This is a genomic window from Aquabacter albus (assembly GCF_040049275.1).
Classification (GTDB): Bacteria; Pseudomonadota; Alphaproteobacteria; order Rhizobiales; family Xanthobacteraceae; genus Aquabacter.
Map to the genome: position 1 here is coordinate 12,952 of NZ_JBDZDT010000010.1, position 21,440 is coordinate 34,391.

General features: G+C 66.4%; 21 protein-coding genes and 1 tRNA gene. 16 read left to right on the forward strand and 6 right to left on the reverse strand.

Going from position 1 to position 21,440, the window contains the following annotated elements:
• Positions 1–28: 28 nt before the first annotated feature.
• The 10 genes from ABLE91_RS23425 (at position 29) to alaS (ending at position 11,563) form a co-directional block, all read left to right on the forward strand.
• Complete coding sequence (locus tag ABLE91_RS23425; protein WP_348934808.1) at positions 29–1,435, forward strand: FAD-linked oxidase C-terminal domain-containing protein; 1,407 nt, start codon at positions 29–31, stop codon at positions 1,433–1,435.
• A complete protein-coding gene (locus ABLE91_RS23430; RefSeq protein ID WP_348934809.1) occupies positions 1,432–2,979 on the forward strand; it encodes a sugar ABC transporter ATP-binding protein in 1,548 nt (515 codons plus the stop codon). The genes ABLE91_RS23425 and ABLE91_RS23430 overlap by 4 nt, the downstream gene beginning before the upstream one ends.
• On the forward strand, positions 2,972–3,931 hold the full coding sequence (locus ABLE91_RS23435; protein WP_348934811.1) for an ABC transporter permease: 960 nt from the start codon (positions 2,972–2,974) through the stop codon (positions 3,929–3,931). The genes ABLE91_RS23430 and ABLE91_RS23435 overlap by 8 nt, the downstream gene beginning before the upstream one ends.
• Positions 3,928–4,902: an ABC transporter permease gene (locus tag ABLE91_RS23440; RefSeq protein WP_348934812.1), complete on the forward strand. Its 975-nt coding sequence runs from the start codon at positions 3,928–3,930 to the stop codon at positions 4,900–4,902. The genes ABLE91_RS23435 and ABLE91_RS23440 overlap by 4 nt, the downstream gene beginning before the upstream one ends.
• 38 nt (positions 4,903–4,940) lie before the next feature.
• Positions 4,941–5,915 (forward strand): sugar ABC transporter substrate-binding protein, encoded by a 975-nt coding sequence (locus tag ABLE91_RS23445; protein ID WP_348934814.1) that lies wholly within the window; start codon positions 4,941–4,943, stop codon positions 5,913–5,915.
• Positions 5,916–5,962: 47 nt separating this feature from the next.
• On the forward strand, positions 5,963–6,517 hold the full coding sequence (locus ABLE91_RS23450; protein WP_348934815.1) for a VOC family protein: 555 nt from the start codon (positions 5,963–5,965) through the stop codon (positions 6,515–6,517).
• A 10-nt stretch (positions 6,518–6,527) separates the two neighbouring features.
• A complete protein-coding gene (locus tag ABLE91_RS23455) occupies positions 6,528–6,815 on the forward strand; it encodes a YciI family protein (protein ID WP_348934817.1) in 288 nt (95 codons plus the stop codon).
• Positions 6,816–6,922: 107 nt separating this feature from the next.
• On the forward strand, positions 6,923–7,489 hold the full coding sequence (locus ABLE91_RS23460) for an NADPH-dependent FMN reductase (RefSeq protein WP_348934818.1): 567 nt from the start codon (positions 6,923–6,925) through the stop codon (positions 7,487–7,489).
• Between the two features lie 163 nt (positions 7,490–7,652).
• Complete coding sequence (gene recA / locus ABLE91_RS23465) at positions 7,653–8,735, forward strand: recombinase RecA (RefSeq protein ID WP_348934820.1); 1,083 nt, start codon at positions 7,653–7,655, stop codon at positions 8,733–8,735.
• Between the two features lie 182 nt (positions 8,736–8,917).
• Positions 8,918–11,563 carry an alanine--tRNA ligase gene (gene alaS / locus ABLE91_RS23470; RefSeq protein ID WP_348934822.1) on the forward strand — a complete coding sequence of 882 codons (2,646 nt, stop codon included), beginning with the start codon at positions 8,918–8,920 and terminating at the stop codon, positions 11,561–11,563.
• 233 nt (positions 11,564–11,796) lie between these two features.
• Here alaS and ABLE91_RS23475 read toward each other — a convergent pair whose 3' ends face one another.
• The gene (locus tag ABLE91_RS23475) at positions 11,797–12,189 is read right to left on the reverse strand and encodes a VOC family protein (protein WP_348934823.1); all 393 of its coding nucleotides are present in this window, start codon (positions 12,187–12,189) and stop codon (positions 11,797–11,799) included.
• Positions 12,190–12,423: 234 nt separating this feature from the next.
• Here ABLE91_RS23475 and ABLE91_RS23480 point away from each other — a divergent pair, with 234 nt between their 5' ends.
• Both ABLE91_RS23480 and ABLE91_RS23485 read left to right on the forward strand, forming a co-directional pair.
• Entirely contained in the window at positions 12,424–12,612 is a 189-nt protein-coding gene (locus tag ABLE91_RS23480; RefSeq protein WP_348934824.1) for a hypothetical protein, read from the forward strand.
• Positions 12,613–12,806: 194 nt separating this feature from the next.
• Entirely contained in the window at positions 12,807–14,540 is a 1,734-nt protein-coding gene (locus ABLE91_RS23485; protein ID WP_348934825.1) for a cation:proton antiporter domain-containing protein, read from the forward strand.
• Between the two features lie 51 nt (positions 14,541–14,591).
• On the opposite strand, the gene ABLE91_RS23490 is transcribed toward ABLE91_RS23485, so the two are convergent.
• Positions 14,592–15,806 carry an NADP-dependent isocitrate dehydrogenase gene (locus ABLE91_RS23490; protein ID WP_348934826.1) on the reverse strand — a complete coding sequence of 405 codons (1,215 nt, stop codon included), beginning with the start codon at positions 15,804–15,806 and terminating at the stop codon, positions 14,592–14,594.
• A 219-nt stretch (positions 15,807–16,025) separates the two neighbouring features.
• Between ABLE91_RS23490 and ABLE91_RS23495 the strand changes: the two genes are divergently transcribed.
• Both ABLE91_RS23495 and ABLE91_RS23500 read left to right on the forward strand, forming a co-directional pair.
• Positions 16,026–16,889 (forward strand): RNA methyltransferase, encoded by an 864-nt coding sequence (locus ABLE91_RS23495; RefSeq protein ID WP_348934827.1) that lies wholly within the window; start codon positions 16,026–16,028, stop codon positions 16,887–16,889.
• Positions 16,890–17,019: 130 nt separating this feature from the next.
• A tRNA-Met gene (locus tag ABLE91_RS23500) sits at positions 17,020–17,096 on the forward strand.
• A gap of 203 nt (positions 17,097–17,299) precedes the next feature.
• Here the strand turns inward: ABLE91_RS23500 and ABLE91_RS23505 are convergent.
• The 3 genes from ABLE91_RS23505 to ABLE91_RS23515 all read right to left on the reverse strand — a co-directional run bounded on the left by ABLE91_RS23505 (position 17,300) and on the right by ABLE91_RS23515 (position 19,537).
• Positions 17,300–18,724, reverse strand: coding sequence for a porin (locus tag ABLE91_RS23505; protein ID WP_348934828.1), 1,425 nt, complete (start codon positions 18,722–18,724; stop codon positions 17,300–17,302).
• A gap of 181 nt (positions 18,725–18,905) precedes the next feature.
• Positions 18,906–19,145 carry a hypothetical protein gene (locus tag ABLE91_RS23510; protein WP_348934829.1) on the reverse strand — a complete coding sequence of 80 codons (240 nt, stop codon included), beginning with the start codon at positions 19,143–19,145 and terminating at the stop codon, positions 18,906–18,908.
• Positions 19,142–19,537: a (R)-mandelonitrile lyase gene (locus tag ABLE91_RS23515; protein ID WP_348934830.1), complete on the reverse strand. Its 396-nt coding sequence runs from the start codon at positions 19,535–19,537 to the stop codon at positions 19,142–19,144. The genes ABLE91_RS23510 and ABLE91_RS23515 overlap by 4 nt, the downstream gene beginning before the upstream one ends.
• A 196-nt stretch (positions 19,538–19,733) precedes the next feature.
• Here ABLE91_RS23515 and ABLE91_RS23520 point away from each other — a divergent pair, with 196 nt between their 5' ends.
• Both ABLE91_RS23520 and ABLE91_RS23525 read left to right on the forward strand, forming a co-directional pair.
• Positions 19,734–19,958 carry an AbrB/MazE/SpoVT family DNA-binding domain-containing protein gene (locus ABLE91_RS23520; protein ID WP_348934831.1) on the forward strand — a complete coding sequence of 75 codons (225 nt, stop codon included), beginning with the start codon at positions 19,734–19,736 and terminating at the stop codon, positions 19,956–19,958.
• A 3-nt stretch (positions 19,959–19,961) separates the two neighbouring features.
• Positions 19,962–20,351 carry a type II toxin-antitoxin system death-on-curing family toxin gene (locus ABLE91_RS23525; protein WP_348934832.1) on the forward strand — a complete coding sequence of 130 codons (390 nt, stop codon included), beginning with the start codon at positions 19,962–19,964 and terminating at the stop codon, positions 20,349–20,351.
• A gap of 42 nt (positions 20,352–20,393) precedes the next feature.
• On the opposite strand, the gene ABLE91_RS23530 is transcribed toward ABLE91_RS23525, so the two are convergent.
• On the reverse strand, positions 20,394–21,359 hold the full coding sequence (locus ABLE91_RS23530; protein ID WP_348934833.1) for a Bug family tripartite tricarboxylate transporter substrate binding protein: 966 nt from the start codon (positions 21,357–21,359) through the stop codon (positions 20,394–20,396).
• Positions 21,360–21,440: the final 81 nt, after the last annotated feature.

Below are 21,440 nucleotides of genomic sequence, written 5' to 3' on the forward strand. Positions count from 1 at the left end.
AACGGGCCTGTTGCGGAGGGAGGAAAAGATGACGGCGCATGTGCGCGCGGAGGAGGCCATGGCTTGCCTGACGCAGATCGTCGGCGAGCGGGCGACCCGCGCCCCCGGTATCCTGGACGGCCACGGCCGCAGCGAGGCGTATCACGCCGCGCGCCCGCCGGACGTGGTGGTGTTCCCCGAGAGCACGGAGGAGGTCCGGGCCATCGTCGCGGCCTGCCGCGACCTCAAAATGCCCATCGTCCCGTTCGGCGCCGGTACCTCGCTGGAGGGCAATGCGGCGTCCATCGAGGGCGGCGTCTGCCTCGACATGGGGCGCATGAACACGGTGCTCGCGGTGAATGGCGAGGACATGGACGTGCGAGTCCAGCCGGGCATCACCCGCAAGCAGCTCAACGCCCATCTGCGTGACACCGGCCTGTTCTTCCCCATCGATCCCGGCGCGGACGCCTCCATCGGCGGCATGGCCTCGACGCGTGCCTCGGGCACCATGGCGGTGCGCTACGGCACCATGAAGGACAATGTCCTCTCGCTGGAAGTGGTGCTGGCGGACGGCCGCGTCATCCGCACGGCGAAGCGCGCCCGCAAGTCGGCGGCGGGCTATGACCTCACCCGCCTGTTCGTGGGCGCGGAAGGAACCCTCGGCGTCATCACCGAAGTGACCTTGAAGCTGCATCCCCAGCCCGAGGCCATCTCCTCCGCCGTGTGCGCCTTCCCGGACCTCAAAGCCGCTGTGGACACGGCCATCTCCGTCATTCAGTCCGGCGTGCCGGTGGCGCGCATCGAATTGCTGGATGCCGTGATGATGCGGGGCATGAACCTGCACGCCAAGCTCGGTTTGCCCGAGCTGCCGCACCTCTTTTTCGAGTTCCACGGCTCGAAAGCCTCTGTGGCCGAGCAGGCGGAGACCGCGCAGGCGCTGGCCGGCGACTTCGGCGGCCTCGGCTTCGAATGGGCCTCGACGCCGGAGGAGCGCAGCCGCCTCTGGCAGGCGCGCGACAACACGCTCTATGCCGGCCTCGCCTTGCGCCCCGGCGCCAAGGCGATGATCACCGATGTCTGCGTGCCCATTTCGCGCCTGGCGGAATGCCTGGTGGAGACGGCGAAGGACATCGCGGAGACCGGCCTCATCTGCCCCGTGGTGGGCCATGTGGGCGACGGCAATTTCCACCTCCTCGTCCTCATGGACCCCGAAAACCCTGCGGAGCTGCCCCGCGCCAAGGCGTTCAACGAACGCCTCGTGGACCGCGCGCTGTCCCTGGAGGGCACCTGCACGGGCGAGCACGGCATCGGCTTCGGCAAGATCCCGTTCCTCGAAAAGGAGCTGGGCGAGGCGGTGGACGTCATGCGCGCCGTGAAGCTCGCGCTCGACCCGCTCGGCATCATGAATCCCGGCAAGATCTTCAAGGTCCCGGGACAGGAAGGAGGGCACCCATGAGGGCCGCCGTGAAGAGCCCGCCCGCGCCGGAGGTGTTGGAAGAGAAGCCCGACCTCGGCACCCCGCTCCTGGAGCTGAAGGGCATCTCCAAGCAGTTTCCCGGCGTGAAGGCGCTGGACGACGTCTCCTTCGCCATCTGGCCCGGCGAGGTGCACATGCTCCTCGGCGAGAACGGCGCCGGCAAGTCCTCGCTCATGAAGTGCCTCTGCGGCGCCTATCAGGCGGATGCGGGCGAATACTTCCACAAGGGCGAGAAGGTGGAGATCCGCACGCCGGCCGACGCGAAGAAGCTCGGCATCGCGGTGATCTTCCAGGAATTCTCCCTCGTCCCCTATCTCGATATCGCCCAGAACATCTTCCTGGGGCGCGAGTTCAAGTCCAGGGTCCCCGGCCTCCTCGACCGCCGCCGGCTTTATGCCGAGGCGCAGAAGGTGCTGGACCGCATCGGCCTCGAGGTGGATCCGCGCACCAAGGTCCACACTTTGGGCGTCGCCCAGCAGCAGATGGTGGAGATCGCCAAGGCCCTCTCGCAGGACGCCTCCATCCTCGTCATGGACGAGCCCACCGCCGCGCTCTCCGACCGCGAGACCGAGCGCCTGTTCGCGGTGATGCGCCAGCTCCAGGCGAAGGGCACGGCCATCGTCTACATCTCCCACCGCATGGCGGAAGTGTTCGCGCTCGGCGACCGCATCACGGTGCTGCGCGACGGCAAGAATGTGGGTCGCGCCATTCCCGGCGAAACCAGCCCCGACCAGCTCGTTCGCATGATGGTCGGCCGCAATGTGGATATGAGCTATCCCCGCAACTTCCGCGCCCCCGGCGAGGTGGTGCTGGAGCTGAAGGATCTCTCGGCCACCAACGGCATCGCCGACATCAACCTCGTGGTCCGCGCGGGCGAGATTGTCGGCCTGTGCGGGCTCGTGGGCTCAGGCCGCACCGAGGTCGCCCGCGCGGTGTTCGGTGCGGACGCGGTGACATCCGGCGAGGTGCGCGTGTTCGGCCGCGTCAAGACCGGGGGCCCGGACCTCTCGGCGGCGGAGGGCATCGCCCTTATCCCGGAAAGCCGCAAGACGGAAGGGCTCGCGCTGATCCGTACGGTGAGCGACAACCTCGCGGTGGCCGGCCTGCCCAAGCTGTTCCCGAACCACTTGTTCAGCCCCGGCCGCGCGCGGCGCTCCGCCGAGGAACTGATCAAGCGCCTGCGCATCGCCACCCCCTCGCCGAACCAGAGCGTGGGCCTCCTCTCCGGCGGAAACCAGCAGAAGGTGGTCATCGGCAAATGGCTCGCGGCCGGCGCCCGCCTCTTCATCTTCGACGAGCCGACCCGCGGCATCGACGTGGGCGCGAAATCCGAGATCTTCGCGCTCATCGACCAACTCGTGGGGGAGGGGGCCGCCGTGCTCATGATCTCCTCCGAGCAGGCCGAGATCGTCCATGTCTGTGACCGCGCCTATGTGATGCGCGGGCGGCGCATCGTGGGCGAACTCTCCCGCTCCGAACTCTCCGAAGAGAACATCGTCAGAATGGGGATGCACGATGAGTGACCATGCCCTCAGCGCCGCGCGTCCGCGCCTGCGCCTTCCCTCGGTTCCCGGCGTCGCCATCGTCCTCGTGGCGCTGGCGGTGGTGTTCGCGCTCATCAGCCCGAACTTCCTCTCCACCGGCAACCTCTCCAACATCCTCGTCCAGTCGGTGATCCTGCTGCTCCTGGCCCTGCCCATGACGCTGATCATCATGACGGAGGGGCTCGACCTCTCCATGGGCGCGGTGCTGACCCTTGCCTCCCTCGTCCTGGCGCTCACGGTGGTGTCCACCCAGTCCCTCGTGCTGGGCCTTGCCAGCGCGGTGGGGGTGGGCCTCGCCTTCGGCTTCGTGAACGGCTGGCTGGTCTCGGCCCTGCGCATCCCGCCTTTCGTCGCGACCCTCGGCACGCTGGGCGTGGCGCAGGGGCTCGCACTTATCGTCAGCGACGGGCAGAGCGTGGTGGGCATCCCGCGCTTCGTGCGGCTGGTCTATTCCGGCGAGACGGCTGGCATCCCCAACCCCATCCTCATCGGCGCGGCCTTCTACGCCCTGTTCCACGTGCTGCTCTACCACACCAAATTCGGCGTCTATATCCGCGCGCTGGGCGGCAACCGGGATGCGCTGACGCTGGCCGGCGTGAAGTGGCAGCGCATGCTCATCGCCGTCTACATGCTGGGCGGCGCCATGGCGGGCTTCGCCGCGCTGCTGATGACGGCGCGCATGAATGCCGGCCACCCCACCGCCGCCATCGGCATGGAGTTCGACGCCATCGCCGCCGTGGCGCTGGGCGGCACCTCCTTCGAGCGCGGAAATGGCTGGATCTTCGGCACGCTGCTGGGTGTGCTCACGGTCGGCATCCTGCGCAACGGGCTGAACCTGATGGCGGTGCCGTCCTCGGCGCAGGTGGCCTGCATCGGCGCCCTGGTCATCTTCGCCCTCTTCCTCGACGGCATGAGGAGCCGCAAGCCATGAGCACTGCCAGCGACATCGCGGCGCCCGGCGCCCGCTTCCACCTCTCCAAGGATGTGGTGCAGATAGTCTACCGGCTCCTCGCCGCCGGGCTGCTCTGCCTGCTCCTGAGCGTGCTGACGGATTCCTTCCTCAGCATGAACAACATCCTCAACGTGCTGCGGCAGGCGAGCCTCCTCTTCTTCCTCGCCTCCGGCCTCACCTTGGTGATCCTCACCGGCGGGCTCGATCTCTCCATTGGCGCCAATATCGGCCTCTCCGCCTGCCTTGCAGCCACGGCCATCAAGGCCACCGGCTCGCCGGCTCTCGGCACGCTGGTGGGTCTAGGGGTGGGCACGCTGGTGGGCATCTGCAACGGGCTGATGGTGGCGAAGCTGCGCATCCCCTCCTTCATCGCCACCTACGGCATGCTCTGGGTGCTGCACGGCGTGACCTATTACTACATGGCAGGGGAGACCATTCACGGCTTCCCGCCCGGCTTCCGGCAGATCGGCTCCGGCTATTTTCTCGGCATTCCGATCCCGGTCTATCTGATGCTGGGCTTCCTCGCCGCCGGCACCTTCTTCGCCCAGCGCACCGTGTGGGGGCAGCAGATCTATGCCATCGGCGCGAACCCCGTGGCGGCAAGGCTCTGCGGCATCCCGGTCGATCGGCGGCTGATCCTCGTCTACGCCTTCTCCGGCGCCATGGCCGGGGTCGCCTCTCTCGTCTTCCTCGCCCGCCTCAACTCCGCCGAGGGCGATGTCGGCGAGGCCATGACCCTGCCGGCCATCGCGGCGGTGCTCATCGGCGGCGCGTCCCTGTTCGGTGGCGTCGGAACCGTGTTCGGCACGTTCGTCGGCGCCCTGATCCTCACGCTCGTGCTCAACGGCATGAACCTGCTCGCAGTGAATGCGAGCTGGCAGCCCTTGGTGACGGGCGTGATCGTCGTCCTCGCCGTCTGGCTCGACATGATCGGCCGGCGGCGGACCTGAAACCGCATCCCACAACAACAAGCCTGGAGGAAACGCACATGCTGAACCTGAAGTCCCTCGCGGTGGCGATCCCCGCCGCCTTTCTCGCGACGGCAGCGCTCGCCGACGGCGAGACCATCGCCGTGTTCACCAAGAACCAGACCAACCCTTACTTCCAGGCGGTCCGCGTCGGCGCCGACAATGCGGCGAAGTCGCTGAACGCCAAGGTCAACCACTACATCCCCACCAAGCCCGACTCGATCCCTGAGCAGCTCAGCCAGATCGAGGACGTGATCGTGAAGAAGCCGAGCGCCATCGTCTTCATCCCCGTGGACTACAAAGCCATGGTGCCGGGCGTGGAGCAGATCAACGAAGCGAAGATCCCTGTGGTGAACGTCACCGACCGCTCGGCCGGCGGCAAGTTCCTCGCCTTCGTGGGGGCCGACGACTACAACCTGGGTCTTGAGACCGGCCGCTACATGCTGAAGAAGCTGGGCGGCAAGGGCAACATTGTCATCATCGAGGGCGTGAAGGGCTCGCTCACCTCCATCGACCGCGTGCGCGGCTTCAACGATGCCATCAAGGAATTCAAGGACGTGAAGCTGCTGGCGAGCCAGCCGGCCAATTACCAGCGGCTCCAGGCGCTCCAGGTGATGGAGAACCTGATGCAGTCCCACCCGCAGATCGACGGCGTGATGGCGGCCAACGACGCCATGGCCATCGGTGCCATCGAGGCGCTCGACGGCGCCAACCGCAAGGCGCAGGTCATCGGCATCAACGGCACCAAGGAAGCGGTGGACGCCATCAAGGCCGGCAAGCTGCTCGCCTCCGGCGACTATAACGGCTTCGTCCAGGGCTGCATCGGCACCATGGTGGCCATCCGCTCGCTGCGCGGCCAGCCCATCGTCACCGAAGTGGTGCTGAAGCCCACGGTCGTCGACAACACCAATTACCAGCCCTACGACGCCGCGGTGGAAACCCGCACCTGCCCCACCTGGGACCAGGCGGCCGCCATGGCCACCAAGACCAACTGATCTTTGAAAGAAGGGGCGGCCGGGTTCAAGCCCGGCCGCCATGCGCCATGCTCGCCCCGCTCGCCTTCAACCATGCCGGCATCACCGTGCCGGACATTTTCGCCGCCGTGGACTGGTACAGCCGCGTGCTGGGCTTCACCCACATCATGGGGCCGCGCCTCCTGGAGCCGGCCTCGGCCGCGACCCACGAGACGCCCTCCATTTTCGGCCCGCGCTTCAAGCGCGCCTATCAGGCCCATCTCCTCACCGCCAACGGCACCGGCATCGAGCTGTTCCAGTTCGTCGAGCCGCCCGTGGACGAGCGGGAGGCGGAGAACATGGCCTATTGGCGGCGCGGCCCCTGGCACTTGTGCTTCACCCATCCCGACGTGTCGGGCATGGCACAAAGGATCGAGGAGAATGGCGGGAAGCTGCGCAATTCCCCCACCTTCTTCGTGCCGGGCCGGCCCTGGCAGCTTGTCTATTGCGAGGACCCCTGGGGCACGGTCATAGAGATCATCTCCCACAGCTATGCGGAGATCTTCTCCAACTGGCCCCAGCCGGGCATGACCGTTCCCCCCGTTTTCATCGACCGGCCGGCTGATGCCGGCCCATCCGCCTGAGGAGAGAGACATGCTGTTCGTCATTCACGGCATCGACCGCGAAGGCGCGCTCGATGCGCGCAAGGCCCATTACGAGGCGCACAAGGCCTTTCTCTCCGACACCAGCCCCTATGGCGTGACCATCGTGATGTCCGGCCCGCTGGTGGCGGACGACGGCGCCACCATGATTGGCAGCCTGTTCCTCCTGGAGGCGCCCGACCGCGCCACTGTCGAGCGCTTCAACAAGGCGGACCCGTTCCACGCGGCCAATATCTGGGAGTGCGTGACCATCACCGGCTTCCTGCGCCGCCAGGGCTGAGCGCCAGCGACCCTTCTTGAATAATCACGTCATCACCCGGGTCTAGATGGTCTAGCCTGCGGGCCGAATCGGCCTCTTCTTTCAAGCGACAAACCTGGAGAATTTTCGTGGCGCTCCGCCTTCACACCATCATTGCCAGCACCCGTCCCGGCCGCGTCGGCCCTGCAGTTGCGACCTGGTTCCACGAAGCCGCCCGCGAGCATGGCGCGTTCGACGCCCATCTCGTGGACCTCGCGGACTTCGAGCTGCCGGTCTATGACGAGCCGCACCATCCGCGCATGCGCAAATACACCCACGAGCACACCCGCCGCTGGAGCGCGAGCGTGGAGGCGGCGGACGCCTACGTCTTCGTGACGCCGGAATACAATTACGGCCCGACGCCGGCGCTGGTGAACGCGCTGAACTACGTCTACGGCGAGTGGAACTACAAGCCCTGCGGCTTCGTCAGCTATGGCGGCGTCTCCGGCGGCCTGCGCGCAGTGCAGATGACCAAGCAGATCGTCACCACCCTGAAGATGATGCCCATGGTGGAAGCCGTGATGGTGCCCATGGTGGCGCAGCAGCTCAAGGAAGGCGTCTTCGCCGCCAACGACCTCCAGCGGCAGAGCGTGGGCGAGCTTCTGGGCGAGCTTCACAAATGGGCCGGCGCCCTGGCGCCGCTGCGGGTCGGCTGATCCCCGGGCGTGGCGTCCGGTATCGGGCGCCGCGCCTGTCTCCGGCAAGGGTTTCTTCACCATCTCTGCGTGTGTTTCGAAAAGAACAGATTGCGAACAGAGAACAAATGCGGTACGAAAATCCGCATCGGATTAGCCCTTGCACTGGGAAGAGAGCGCAGCGATGACTCAGTCGACCCTCAGACTCGTCGAAGGTTCCTCAATGGATAAGACGAAGGCACTCGACGCCGCGCTGTCTCAGATCGAGCGGCACTTCGGCAAAGGCTCGATCATGCGGCTCGGCAAGAGCGGCAAGGTGATGGAGATTGATACCGTTCCCTCCGGTTCCCTCGGGCTCGACATCGCGCTCGGCATCGGCGGGCTGCCGCGCGGACGCGTGGTGGAGATTTTCGGCCCGGAATCATCGGGCAAGACGACGCTTGCGCTCCATACTGTGGCCGAGGCGCAGAAGAAGGGCGGCGTATGCGCCTTCATCGACGCCGAGCATGCGCTCGACCCCATCTATGCGCGCAAGCTCGGGGTGAATCTCGACGAACTGCTCATCTCCCAACCCGATGCGGGCGAGCAGGCTCTGGAGATCGCCGACACGCTGGTGCGCTCCGGCGCTGTGGAGGTGCTGGTGGTGGATTCGGTGGCGGCGCTGACCCCGCGCGCCGAGCTGGACGGCGAGATGGGCGACAGCCAGCCGGGCATGCAGGCGCGGCTCATGAGCCAGGCGCTGCGCAAGCTCACCGCGTCCATCTCCAAGTCCAACACCATGGTGATCTTCATCAACCAGATCCGCATGAAGATCGGCGTGATGTATGGTTCGCCCGAGACCACGACCGGCGGCAACGCGTTGAAATTCTACGCTTCCATCCGCCTCGACATCCGCCGCATCGGCATGATCAAGGAGCGCGAGGAGGTGGTGGGCAACCAGACCCGCGTGAAGGTGGTGAAGAACAAGCTTGCACCGCCCTTCAAGCAGGTCGAGTTCGACATCATGTATGGCGAGGGCGTCTCCAAGACCGGCGAACTCCTGGATCTCGGCGTCAAGGCCGGGATCGTCGAGAAATCCGGTGCCTGGTTTTCCTATGACAGCCAGCGCCTGGGCCAGGGGCGTGAGAACGCCAAGACCTTCCTCAAGCAGAATCCAGAGGTTGCAGGCCGGATCGAATCAGCGATCCGCCAGAATTCCGGGCTGATCGCCGATCAGATCCTCGCCGGCAGCCCGGAAGAGGATGCAGACGGAACTTCGGAGGAATGAGGTTCCGGTGTGCGCGCTCCGACATGGGCGCGCACACCTTCCGGTACGGCTTTCTGGACAAGCGGAAACGGCATCGCTAAAGGGTCGGGTCCCTTTGCTAGGCCTCTCTCGGGCACCGGCAGGGGCGACGAAGCCGCGAGGGGCTTTGTCAGGCGCGTTCCAGAAGTGATGGTGGTCGGCACATGAGCGGCGTCAACGAGATCCGGTCGACCTTTGTCGACTATTTCGTCAAAGAGGGTCACGAGGCGGTGTCCTCCTCCCCGCTGGTCCCGCGCAATGACCCGACCTTGATGTTCACCAATGCGGGCATGGTGCAGTTCAAGAACGTCTTCACCGGCGTCGAGAAGCGGCCCTATTCCCGCGCGGTGACGGCGCAGAAGTGCGTGCGCGCGGGCGGCAAGCACAACGACCTCGACAATGTGGGCTACACGGCCCGCCACCACACCTTCTTCGAGATGCTGGGGAATTTCTCCTTCGGCGATTATTTCAAGGACCGGGCCATCGAGCTCGCCTGGAACCTCGTGACGCGCGAGTTCGAGCTGCCGAAGGACCGGCTCCTCGTGACCGTCTATTCCGAGGACGAGCAGGCGCACGCCCTCTGGAAGAAGATTGCGGGACTGCCGGACGACCGGATCATCCGCATCTCAACCTCAGACAATTTCTGGGCCATGGGCGATACCGGCCCATGCGGGCCTTGCTCCGAGATCTTCTTCGACCACGGCGACCACATCCCCGGCGGCCCCCCCGGCTCGCCGGACCAGGACGGTGACCGGTTCATCGAGATCTGGAACCTCGTCTTCATGCAGTATGAGCAGCTGCCGGGCGGGGAGAGGGTCAATCTTCCCAGGCCCTCCATCGATACCGGCATGGGTCTCGAGCGCATCTCCGCGCTGCTCCAGGGCACCCACGACAATTACGAGACCGACCTCATGCGGGCGATCATCGCCGAGGTCGCTGAACTCACCGACGTCTCCCCCGACGGCCCGCAGAAGGCGAGCCACCGTGTCATCGCCGACCATCTGCGCGCCTCGGTCTTCCTCACCGCCGACGGCGTGCTGCCCTCCAATGAGGGCCGCGGCTACGTGCTCCGCCGCATCATGCGCCGCGCCATGCGCCACGCCCAGTTGCTGGGCGCGCGCGACCCGCTGATGCACCGCCTCGTGCCCATCCTGGTGCGCGAGATGGGCCGCGCCTATCCCGAGATCGTGCGGGCCGAGGCGCTCGCCTCCGAAACCCTGCTGCTGGAGGAGCGCCGCTTCCGCCGGACCCTCGAGCGCGGCCTCGGCCTCCTGGAAGAGGAGAGCGCGGGCCTCGTTTCCGGCGCCAGCTTCCCGGGCGAGGTGGCCTTCAAGCTCTACGACACCTACGGCTTCCCCCTCGATCTCACCGAGGACGCGCTGCGCGGCCGCGGCATCCATGTGGACACCGCCGCCTTCAACGCCGCCATGGAGCGCCAAAGGGCGGATGCCCGCGCTGCCTGGCAGGGCTCGGGCGAGGCGGCCACCGACACGGTCTGGTTCGCCCTGCGCGAGCGCGAAGGCGCCACCGAATTCCTCGGCTACGACACGGAAAGCGCCGAGGGCGTGGTGCGTGCCCTGGTGAAGGACGGCAAGGAGGTCGAGGCCCTGAACGCCGGCGAGCAGGGCCTCGTTGTGCTCAATCAGACGCCTTTCTATGGCGAATCGGGCGGGCAGGTGGGCGATACCGGCCTGCTGGCGGGTGAGGACGTGCGCGCCACCGTGCTCTCCACCCAGAAGAAACTGGGCGATCTGTTCGTTCACGAGGTGCAGGTGGCCGAGGGCACGCTCACGCGCGGCACCGCGCTGGCGCTGGAAGTGGACCATGCACGCCGCGCCGCCGTGCGCGCCAACCATTCGGCCACCCATCTGCTGCACGAGGCGCTGCGCCGCGTTCTGGGCGACCACGTGGCCCAGAAGGGCTCGCTGGTGTCCGCCGACCGGCTGCGCTTCGACTTCTCCCACCCTAAGCCCATGACGGACAACGAGCTGGCCGAGGTGGAGGAGATCGCCAACACCTATGTGCTGCGCAACGAGCCGGTGGAAACCCGGCTCATGGCCGTGGACGATGCGGTGGCCTCCGGCGCCCGCGCGCTGTTCGGCGAGAAATACGGCGATGAGGTGCGCGTGGTCTCCATGGGCACCGACGAGGGCAATGGCGCGCCCTTCTCCATCGAATTGTGCGGCGGCACCCATGTGAACCGCACCGGCGATATCGGCCTCGTCTCCCTGGTAGGGGAAAGCGCGGTCGGGGCCGGCGTGCGGCGCCTGGAAGCGCTCACCGCCACCCAGGCGCGCCATCATCTCAACGCCGCCAACGCCTCCCTCCAGGCCGCCTCCGCCGCCCTGAAGGTGCCGGTGGGCGAAGTGGAGGCGCGCGTCGCCGCTCTCGTCGAGGAGCGCCGCAAGCTGGAGCGCGACTTGTCCGACGCCCGCCGCAAGCTCGCCATGGGCGGTGGCGGCGGGGAGGATACGGCGCGCGAGGTGGGCGACGTAAAGCTGCTCGCCAAGCACGTCTCCGGCATCGACCTGAAGGACCTCAAAAGCCTGGTGGACGAAGGCAAGAAGCGCCTCGGCTCCGGTGTCGTCGCCATCGTCGGTGTGACCGATGACGGGCGCGCCGGCATCGTGGTGGGCGTGACGCCAGACCTGACCGCGCGCTTCGATGCGGTGGCCCTGGTGCGCCTCGGCGCGGAGGCCCTGGGCGGAAAGGGCGGCGGCGGCCGCCCCGACATGGCCCAGGCCGGCGGCCCGGACGGCTCGAAGGCCGAAGCGGCCCTGGCCGCCATCGAAGCCGCCATGGCGGGCTGACGGCCGAGGGCAGGCCGGGAAAGTCCGTTCTGTCTCGCCATGGCCGGGCTTGGCCCGGCCATCTCATAGGGTGGCGGGAGATCCCCGGGTCAAGCCCGGGGATGACGGTCAGTTTGCCTGTCCCCTTGCGGGAGAGGGGGCCAAGTCCCCGCGTCGAGCACCGGAAAGGTATCGTGGCGCCCCGCATTGATGGGGCTCATGAGCGATCCTCCGGCGGGCATACGCAAAAGCGCTCAGCTGTATTTCGGGTCTCTCTCAAGCAGCTCAACGGAGATGCCATCCGGCCCTTGGATGAAGCAAAGCCGGATGCCGGGACGCGGGCTGTGCGGCTCCTTGGTGAAGACGATCCCTTTTGCCTTCAGGTCGGCCACGACATTATCGATGTCCTTTACGGCGAAGGCGAAATGATCCGCGCCTCTGTGAGGCGTAGCGGCCGCGGGATTGATGCCGCTCTTGTTTGAAACATCCTCGAAGAAGACGGCAAGCGCGCCGATCTTGGCTTGGGTCCGCAGCGGTGACGTGATGATTTCCGCCCCCAGCGCCTCGCGGAACCAGTGAACGGTCGCTTCGAGATCGGACGTGAAGATGTGGATGTGATCGAACACAAAGCCCTGTGTCGTGGACATGATGCCCTGCCCTTGATTCTTGATGGTCCCACACGCCGGGCGCGCGGCTCCGGCCGCCAAAGACCTAAAGGCTTTTGCGAGAACTGGATATGCGTGGCATGGCTATGCTTGGGGTGAAATGATTGCGGCCGCGCCATGCGAAGCTGGCGCCAGGGGGGAACGTGAAAAATCAACGCGCAACTCCGCTCCGCCCGCATTCCGCGTTAAAATGGCAAGGCAATTGAGAGACCGGCCATGACCGACGGACCCGATAAAGACGATTTGGATGACCGCATCGCCATCGCCAGGGATAATCTCAGGCAGCTTACGGAGCAGGCGGCCGCCTATTCCGGGGCGGCGGACGAGGAGCGCGCCGCTGATCGCATCGCCGAGCAGCAAGCTCTGCTCGACGCCCTTCTGAAGGAACGCGCCCAGCGCGGCTGACCGGAAGCCCTCAGGTTTGACTGGATCCCTCCCGCCCCCGCCGGCGGGGGAGGGAATATCCGGCAGCGAAGCCGAGATCCGCGCGCGCCGCGATCCATCCTTCTCCCATGCCGGCTTCTCGCCTGCCGCCCCGCCCTCGCACTAAACTTCGCCGAAGCGGCGATTCGCTTCTTGGCAGCAGCATCGGGCGGGGCATGGAACATTCTTCCTGGGCCAAGGATGCCTTCGTCTATCTGGTCGCAGCCGGCGTGCTTGTGCCGCTGTTCCAGCGCGCCCGCATCGGCGCGGTGGTGGGCTTCATCGTCATTGGCGGCCTGCTCGGCCCGCACGGCCTCGGCCAGTTCGCGGCCAGCATGCCGTGGGTGGAATACATCACCATCCGCGATACCGAGCGGATCGCCTTCATCGGCGAAGTGGGCATCGTCTTCCTGCTGTTCCTGCTCGGCATCGAATTCTCCGCCGGCAAGCTCTGGTCGCTGCGCCGGGAGGTGTTCGGGGTCGGCCTGCTGCAGGTGGTGTTCTGCGGCATCGCCATGGCGCTGGTCGCCATGTGGACGGGCCTTGAGGCCGGCCTCGGTCTCGTGGTGGGCTTCGCCCTTGCCATGTCGTCCACGGCGGTGGTGATGCAGATCCTGCTGGCGGAGCGGCGCGCGCTGGCGCCGCTGGGGCGGGCCGCGCTCGCCATTCTCTTGTTCCAGGACCTCACCGTCGTTCCCGTCCTGCTCGCCGCGCAGATTCTCGGCAGCCATGAGGACGGCATCTTCCTCCTTGTCCTCACCGCCCTTGCCAAGGCGGTGGCGGCGGTCGGCGTCATCCTGGTGGCCGGGCGCTATGTGCTGGCGCCCCTCGTCACGGCGGCGGCGGGAACGGGGTCGCGCGAGCTCATTATGGCCATCACCTGCGCGGTGGTGGCGCTCACCGCCGGGCTCACCCAGGCGGCGGGCCTCTCCGCAGCGCTCGGGGCGTTTCTCGCCGGCATGCTTCTCTCCGGCACGGCCTATCGGCACCAGATCAGTGTCGATCTCGAACCCTTCAAGGGCCTGCTCATCGGCGTGTTCTTCGTCTCCGTGGGCATGAGCGTGGATTTCGTGGCCGTGCTGCCGCGCCTGCCTTACGTGCTGGTGGCCGTGCTGGTGCTGATCCTGGTGAAGATGACCATGATCTACGCTGCCGCCCGGCTTTTTTCCGTGGAGCGCCCGCTGGCCGGTGAGCTCGCCATGCTGCTGGCGCAGACCGGGGAGTTCGCCTTCGTGGTGTTGGGGCTCCTGGCGGCGGAAGGCGTTCTCTCCTCCGAGCGCGCGAGCCTGCTGGTCACCGTCGTCACGCTCTCGCTGGTGTTCACGCCGCTCCTTGCCCGCCTCGGCGGGCTGCTGCGGGCGCGCCTGGAGTGGCAGCAGCAGGATGCGCAGGAGATGCCGCCCCCGTCGCTTGGCGGGGGGCACGTGGTGATCGGCGGGTTCGGGCGCGTGGGCCGCATCGTCGCCGCGGCGCTGGAGGAGGAGGGGGTCGCCTTCGTCGCCCTCGATGCGGACGCAAAACGGGTGCGCGCCGAGCAGGCCGCCGGGCGGCAGGTCTTCCTGGGCGATGCCAGCCGCGCCGAGCTTCTGGAGCGGGTGGATTGCGAGCGCGCCAGCGCCTTCGTGGTGACCCTCGATGCGCCGGAGGCGGCCGACGGCATGGTGCGGGCCATCCGGCATCACCGGCCCGACGCCATCATCCTCGCCCGCGTGAAGGATGCCGCCCACGCCCGCAAGCTGGTGGGGCTCGGCGTGTCGCACGTGATTCCGGAAACGGTGGAGGCGAGCCTTCAGCTCTCCGCGCGGCTCCTCGAGGTGCTGGGCCTGCCGGAGGCGGAAGTGGCGGCGCGCATCGATGCGGCGCGGGAGAAGGAGCTCGCGCGGATCGAGCAGGGCGCGGAGGAAAAATAAAGGCCGCGGGCGGCGAACCGCCCGCGGCCTGAAGCGTCAGCCCCTCGAAGCTCAGGCCGCCATGGCCTTGGTGAGGTTCTCGGAGATCTTGTCCAGGAAGCCGGTGGTGGAGAGCCACTGCTGGTCCGCACCCACGAGCAGCGCCAGGTCCTTGGTCATGTAGCCGGCCTCGACGGTGTCGACGCAGACCTTCTCCAGGGTCGAGGCGAACTTCGCCAGCTCCGCATTGTTGTCGAGCTTCGCCCGGTGGGCGAGGCCGCGGGTCCAGGCGAAGATGGAGGCGATGGAGTTGGTGGAGGTCTCCTTGCCCTTCTGGTGCTCGCGATAGTGGCGCGTCACGGTGCCGTGGGCGGCCTCGGCCTCCACGGTCTTGCCGTCCGGCGTCATCAGCACGGAGGTCATGAGGCCGAGCGAGCCGAAGCCCTGGGCCACGATGTCCGACTGCACGTCGCCGTCATAGTTCTTGCAGGCCCAGACATAGCCGCCGGACCACTTCAGCGCCGCCGCCACCATGTCGTCGATGAGGCGGTGCTCGTAGGTGATCTTGTTCTTCTCGAACTCGGCCTTGAACTCCGCGTCGAAGACCGCCTGGAAGATATCCTTGAAGCGACCGTCATACTGCTTGAGGATCGTGTTCTTCGTGGAGAGGTAGACCGGATACTTCCGGTTCAGGCCGTAATTGAACGAGGCGCGGGCGAAGTCGGTGATGGACTCGTCCAGATTGTACATGGAGAGCGCGACGCCGGCGCCCGGGAACTTGTAGACTTCCTTCTCGATCTTCGTGCCGTCCTCGCCCACGAAGGAGATGGAGAGCGTGCCCTTGCCCGGCACCTTGAAGTCGGTGGCGCGGTACTGGTCGCCGAACGCGTGGCGGCCGACGATGATGGGCTGGGTCCAGCCCGGCACGAGGCGCGGCACGTTCTTGCAGATGATGGGCTCGCGGAAGATCACGCCGCCCAGGATGTTGCGGATGGTGCCGTTGGGCGACTTCCACATTTCCTTCAGGCCGAACTCCTTCACGCGGCCCTCGTCCGGCGTGATGGTCGCGCACTTGATGCCGACGCCGTACTGCTTGATGGCCTCGGCGGCGTCGATGGTGATCTGGTCGTTGGTCTCGTCGCGCTTCTCGACGGAAAGGTCGTAATATTTCAGATCGATGTCGAGATAAGGATGGATCAGCTTGTCCTTGATGGACTGCCAGATGATCCGGGTCATTTCATCGCCGTCGAGTTCAACGACGGGGTTTGCCACCTTGATCTTCGCCATGTGGACGGCCTTTCGGGGCGCTCTGAGAGCGTTTGGGAAGGAGAGGGTGTGGCCCGGCGCGCGCCCCACTTCATGCCGATGCCACAAATCCCAGCGGGGCCGCTATAGCACCCGAAAACGCGAAGAAGAAGCGCCCGGGCGGATTTGCGGCGCGGCAATGCGCCCCCCTGCATGAATGGGGGCCTCGACTCCCGGCGCGACTGGAGGCAAGAGAGCCCCATGCCCGGTTCTGGAACAGACAGCACAAAGCCATGGGCCGAAGGCGGCCCACTCGTCATCCTGGTGGAGCCGCAGCTCGGCGAGAATATCGGCTCGGCCGCCCGCGCCATGGGCAATTTCGGCCTGTCGCGCCTGCGCATCGTCAATCCGCGCCAGGGCTGGCCGGATGAGCGCGCCCGCATCTTCTCCGCCGGCGCCGACCGCATCCTGGAGGGGGCGCAGCTCTATCCGGACCTGCGCGCGGCGCTCACCGACGTCAATTTCGCCTTCGCCGCCACCGCGCGGGAGCGGGGCATGGCAAAGCCGGTGGTGGGCGCGGACGATGCCGCAGCGGACGGCCTTGCGCGCCTGCGCCAGGGGGAGGAGGTGGCCCTCGTGTTCGGCCGCGAGCGCACCGGGCTCTATACCGAGGAGGTCTCGCTGTGCGACGCCATCCTGACGCTGCCCGTGAATCCGGCCTTCGCCTCGCTCAATCTCGGCACCTGCGTCGCCGTCACGGCCTATGAATGGTTCAAGGCGGCGAGCGGCGGGGCGCTGCCCTTCGCGCCGCCCGAGGGCTCGCCCATCGCGGAGAAGCAGGACCTGTTCGCCTTTTTCGACCATCTGGAGCGGGAGCTGGAGGAGGCGGCCTTCTTCCGCTCGCCGGAGAAGCAGCCCTCCACCACCCGCAACATCCGCAACATTTTCCACCGCCTCGCGCTCAGCAAGCAGGACCTTGCCACCCTGCACGGCATGATCACGGCCTTGGTGGAGGGCCGCACGGGCCGCGAGGCGCGCAAGGCCGCCCACAATGCGGAGGCCGCCGCCCGCCGTGCGCAACGTGTTGCAGCGCAAGGCGCGGCGCCACAGCAGGACGAGGGCTGAGCTTGCGCTCATCCACAGGCAAGATCTCTTTGCCGAGAAATTTATCGCTTTAGGGGTTCCAATTGGCGGGGTGCGGGGCTACATACCCCTCACTGACACGCCGCTTCGCCGGCTTATCTGTCAGCTCTGACGCGGGGTGGAGCAGCCCGGTAGCTCGTCAGGCTCATAACCTGAAGGTCACAGGTTCAAATCCTGTCCCCGCAACCATTACGCCGTCATTTGCGGCCCTGTTCGGTATTCCCGAACAGGGCCGCAAACGTTTCGGCGGGTCGTCAGCTCATATCCCGCGCAACGTCCCGACAGACACTCCGCGCGCCCGAGCGGTGCCGCATGTCCGCCCGCCATGCCCCTGAAACGCAGATGCCCCGCTCGATCACTCGAGCGGGGCATCGCCTTGAAGTGGGGTGGGATCAGAAGTTGCGCTGGGCGCGGAAGCCGCCCGACCACACGTCGGACGAGCCGCCGAACACCGCGACATTGCCAGCCGTGCTGTTGCCGGAGGTAAGCACGGCGCTGGACGGCAGGCTGCCTTCGACCTTGTTGTAGAGAACCTCAAGGCCGAGATCGAGATTCTTAACCGGCGACCAGATGGTATTCAGGCCGATCTGCCAGAGTTCGACGTCATAGCCGGCGTTGAACAGCGCAGCGCCGACCGGGAGGCTGGGGCCGGTGAAGGCCGCGTTGGTCGGAACCTCAACCTTGACGTAGCCGCCATAGATCGCCGAACGCAGGTTCGGCACCCAATAGTGACGGTACTGCCCCTGGATCGCCCAGGCGGTTTCCTTCGAATAGCCGGTCCCGTTCCAGATCGCGTCGGCGATCGGGTAGAAGGCGCCGTCAGCACCCGAGAGGGTGTTGTTCAGGTCGATGGAGCCGAGGCCGGTCGCGCGGCTCTGGAAGTTGCCGGAGAGGCCGGCATAGTTCAGGGCGCCTTCAGTGTAGTTGGCCTGGATGTAGAGGCTGTCGCCCGGCGAGAGCATGGGGAGCTTGAACTCCAGCGAGCCGCCGAGTGCCCAGCCCCAGGTGTCCGAACCCTGCGCGCCGAGGAACGGCCCGCCGCCCGCGTTGAGCGGGGTGACGCCGCCGACCTGATGCAGAGCGCCGGACAGCATCGCGGTGCCCCACGCCTGGTCGACGCGGATGTTGGCGACGATGTCAGGAGCCTGCTGGCCTTCCTGGTAGTTGGTGTAGGACATGCCGGCGAGGCCGGTCAGCGCCGTGCCGCCCGCGAAGGTGCCCTGCGCGGGGCCGGTCTGAACGCCGGTCACACGGTTGGCGGCGTCCTCGAGGGCGATGGTCGCCGAGAAGCCGTTGCCGAACTCCGCCGTGTAAGCGAGCGCGGAGGTCCAGGTGTTGGAGCCCGCGTACGGGGTCGTCATCATGTAGTCGATACCCGTGTCGAAGAACGACTGGGTATAACCGAAGGTGAATCCGGCGAACTGGATGAAGGCGCGCTCGAAGTACGGGGCGTTACCCGCCGGGCTGCCGGCCGAAGCCGCCGAGTCCCACTGCACGCCGAAGCGGGCATACGAACGCAGCACGCCGTAGTCGGTGGCGGTGCGGGCGTCGAGGTCCACGACCGCGCGGGCGCGGGTCAGGTAGTCGGACGAATCGTTCGTGGTGAACGGATAGCCGCCGAGACCGCCGCCGGGACCATTGAAGATCGTGGCGCCGGCAGACGAGATCGCCGGGTTGAACGTGCCGACCGCATTGATGTAGGTGTCGAAGCGGACATAGCCGCCGACGCGCAGGCAGGTGTCGGTGCCGGGGACGTAGTAATAGCCGGCGCCGTATGCGGCGCAGACCTTCACATACTCCACAGCTTGGGCCTTCACGGGCAGGTCGGCAGCAAAGGCCGCACCCGACGGGACAGCCGCAGCCGCCAGAACGGGTAGAATATGACTAATCCTCACGGCAAGACCTCAATAATTATTTAGCCGCGAACATATTGGGGGGAAGAAAGATGCGTTCGCTGACCGAGATCATAAAATACTGGAGATAGAATTCAGCAGGTTTTTAGGTGTTCTCATTCTTGACATAGCGGCACTGCGCCAAAAAGATCACAGTCGCCGCTGCGCCTTTGACTGCAGATCCAAAAGAAGTTGCCGTTGGGTCAAATAAATTCATCGCATTGAACAGACAATCGATCTTTCTCCAGCGCTTCTGTCGTCCGTGCTCGGCTCTCCGGCCTGAGGTGTTCCAGAAGGCCACCGGGGCGGCCTTCTGTCCGCAGGCGTTGGCCGGCAGCGGGATCACGCCCGGTACTGCGCGTCGCTCACCTGTTCCATCCAGTCGGCGGTCTTGCCGTCCAGCTTTTCCTGAATGGCGATATGGGTCATGGCCGTCGTGGCGGTCGCCCCGTGCCAGTGCTTTTCCCCCGGCGGGAACCAGACCACGTCACCCGGCCGGATCTCCTCGACGGCGCCGCCCTCCCGTTGGGCCCATCCGCAGCCGGCGGTGACGATGAGGGTCTGGCCTAGCGGATGGGTGTGCCACGCCGTCCGCGCGCCGGGCTCGAACGTGACGCTCGCGCCGACGACGCGCGCCGGGTCGGGAGCGGTGAACAGGGGATCGATGCGAACCGTTCCGGTGAAATAATCCTCGGGCCCTTTTCCGGAGGGCTGCGAGCCACTTCGCTTGATCTCCATCGTCCTGCTCCTCATGGTGTCCGGGAGACTACATAGGGATCAGGCGCCAAAGGTTCGATGGGGCATAAGGCGTCGGGCACGCGAGGAGGGTGGCACGCGCGGTGACGTTCACGGTCTTTGGCCTGGATTGATGAAGCCGGCGTTACTACATATGTTGGTACGTCGGCGGAGGGCTTGACGTGACGGAGGTCGTGCCATGGTCGCGCTGAAACTGACCAAGGTCGGAAATTCGGTGGGGGCAGTCATCCCGAAGGAAGTGCTCCAGCGGCTGAAGGTGGAGCAGGGAGACACCGTCTACCTGACAGAGACGCCCGATGGCTATCGCCTCACGCCCTACACGCCGGAATTCGAAGCCCAGATGGAAATAGCACGTGGCATCATGAAGAAGCGCCGCAACGCACTTCGCGAACTCGCGAAGTAGGGCATGGACCAGCCTCGTTGGGTGTCGAAGGCCGTGGCACTTGCGATCCACGAGGAGCAGCTCGCGGAGCATGGCGGTGGGGAGGGCGTGCGGGACGACGGTTCGCTGGAAGCGGCTCTCAGCCGCCCGCGGAACCTCCTGCATTATGGCGCGCCCGATATGGCTGCCATGGCCGCGTCCTATGCCTACGGCATCGCCAAGAATCACCCATTCGTGGACGGGAACAAGCGCACATCGCTCGTCATCGCCGAACTCTTCCTCGCTCTCAACGGCTTTGAACTGACATTGGACGATGCCACGGTGGTGACGGTGTGGTGCGCTCTGGCGGCAGGAGAGCTGACGGAGGACGAGCTTGCGGAGCGGATCAGGCTGGCGCTCCGCCCCATGACATAGAGCCGCCAGCATTCGTCCGTCCCGAAAACGCTGAGGCCGAGCTCAATCCGCCTTCAGATTCGCGTCCTTCACCAACTGGCTCCACTTGGCCGCTTCCGCCTTCACATAGGCGTCCGCATCGGCGACGCTGGAGCCGATGGCGCGCAAGCCGAGGCCTTCGAGGCGTTCGGTGGCGTCGGGCATCTTCACGCCGTCCGCGATGGCCTTGTTCAGCTTGGCGACCACCGGGTCGGGTGTCGCGGCGGGGACGAGGACGGGATACCACGCCTCGATGGCGTAGCCCTTCAGGCCGGCTTCCGCCATGGTCGGCACGCTCTCCCAGCCCTTCATGCGGGCGGTGCCGGTGGTGGCGATGGCCTTCAGGCGGCCGTCCTTCACGAAGTTGGCGGCGATGAGGGGGCTGACGATGCTCATGTCCACCCGGCCGGCGGCGAGGTCCACCATGAGTTCGCCCGTGCCCTTGTAAGGCACGTGGAGGATGTCGACGCCGGCATCATGCTTGAAGAGCTCGGCCGCCAGATGCAGCGGCGTCCCGTTGCCGGAAGAGGCATAGGTGAGGCCGCCGGGCTTCGACTTGGCGAGGGCGATCAGCTCCTGCACGGAACCCACCGGCAGGTCGTTCCGCACCACCAGCACCGAAGGACCCGAGGTGACGATGGAGACGGGCCGCAGGTCCTCCACCTTGTAGGGCGTCTTGCCGATCAGCGGGTTCACCACATAGCCCATGGAGGAGAGGATGCCAGTATAGCCGTCCGGCCCCGAGCGGGCGACGAAATCGATGGCCGTGGAGCCACCGGCGCCGGGCTTGTTCTCCACCACCACCGTCTTCGCGAAAGCCTCCGACACCTTCTGCGCCACGAGGCGGCCGATGACGTCGTTGGGGCCGCCCGGCGGGAAGGGGATCACCATGACGAGGTTGCGGTCCGGATATTCCGCCGCCGCGGGCGCGACCATCGCCGCACCGGCAAGAGCCGCACCGGTGAAGGCCGCGCACGCTGCCATCCGCATCAAACGATCCAGACCCCGACCCGTCTTGCCCATCGCCATTCTCCCCGCGGCAGAAGCCGACAGCTTCCCTCGCGTTTCAGT

What these genes read in the sequence shown, in the direction of transcription:
- ABLE91_RS23515 (WP_348934830.1), bottom strand. Translation starts at nt 19,537, where the DNA reads ATGGAGATCAAGCGAAGTGGCTCGCAGCCCTCCGGAAAAGGGCCCGAG.
- ABLE91_RS23475 (WP_348934823.1), bottom strand. Translation starts at nt 12,189, where the DNA reads ATGTCCACGACACAGGGCTTTGTGTTCGATCACATCCACATCTTCACG.
- ABLE91_RS23425 (WP_348934808.1), top strand. Translation starts at nt 29, where the DNA reads ATGACGGCGCATGTGCGCGCGGAGGAGGCCATGGCTTGCCTGACGCAG.
- ABLE91_RS23485 (WP_348934825.1), top strand. Translation starts at nt 12,807, where the DNA reads ATGGAACATTCTTCCTGGGCCAAGGATGCCTTCGTCTATCTGGTCGCA.
- ABLE91_RS23480 (WP_348934824.1), top strand. Translation starts at nt 12,424, where the DNA reads ATGACCGACGGACCCGATAAAGACGATTTGGATGACCGCATCGCCATC.
- alaS (WP_348934822.1), top strand. Translation starts at nt 8,918, where the DNA reads ATGAGCGGCGTCAACGAGATCCGGTCGACCTTTGTCGACTATTTCGTC.
- ABLE91_RS23495 (WP_348934827.1), top strand. Translation starts at nt 16,026, where the DNA reads ATGCCCGGTTCTGGAACAGACAGCACAAAGCCATGGGCCGAAGGCGGC.
- ABLE91_RS23520 (WP_348934831.1), top strand. Translation starts at nt 19,734, where the DNA reads ATGGTCGCGCTGAAACTGACCAAGGTCGGAAATTCGGTGGGGGCAGTC.
- ABLE91_RS23525 (WP_348934832.1), top strand. Translation starts at nt 19,962, where the DNA reads ATGGACCAGCCTCGTTGGGTGTCGAAGGCCGTGGCACTTGCGATCCAC.
- recA (WP_348934820.1), top strand. Translation starts at nt 7,653, where the DNA reads ATGACTCAGTCGACCCTCAGACTCGTCGAAGGTTCCTCAATGGATAAG.
- ABLE91_RS23445 (WP_348934814.1), top strand. Translation starts at nt 4,941, where the DNA reads ATGCTGAACCTGAAGTCCCTCGCGGTGGCGATCCCCGCCGCCTTTCTC.
- ABLE91_RS23455 (WP_348934817.1), top strand. Translation starts at nt 6,528, where the DNA reads ATGCTGTTCGTCATTCACGGCATCGACCGCGAAGGCGCGCTCGATGCG.
- ABLE91_RS23490 (WP_348934826.1), bottom strand. Translation starts at nt 15,806, where the DNA reads ATGGCGAAGATCAAGGTGGCAAACCCCGTCGTTGAACTCGACGGCGAT.
- ABLE91_RS23450 (WP_348934815.1), top strand. Translation starts at nt 5,963, where the DNA reads ATGCTCGCCCCGCTCGCCTTCAACCATGCCGGCATCACCGTGCCGGAC.
- ABLE91_RS23440 (WP_348934812.1), top strand. Translation starts at nt 3,928, where the DNA reads ATGAGCACTGCCAGCGACATCGCGGCGCCCGGCGCCCGCTTCCACCTC.
- ABLE91_RS23430 (WP_348934809.1), top strand. Translation starts at nt 1,432, where the DNA reads ATGAGGGCCGCCGTGAAGAGCCCGCCCGCGCCGGAGGTGTTGGAAGAG.
- ABLE91_RS23435 (WP_348934811.1), top strand. Translation starts at nt 2,972, where the DNA reads ATGAGTGACCATGCCCTCAGCGCCGCGCGTCCGCGCCTGCGCCTTCCC.
- ABLE91_RS23530 (WP_348934833.1), bottom strand. Translation starts at nt 21,359, where the DNA reads ATGCGGATGGCAGCGTGCGCGGCCTTCACCGGTGCGGCTCTTGCCGGT.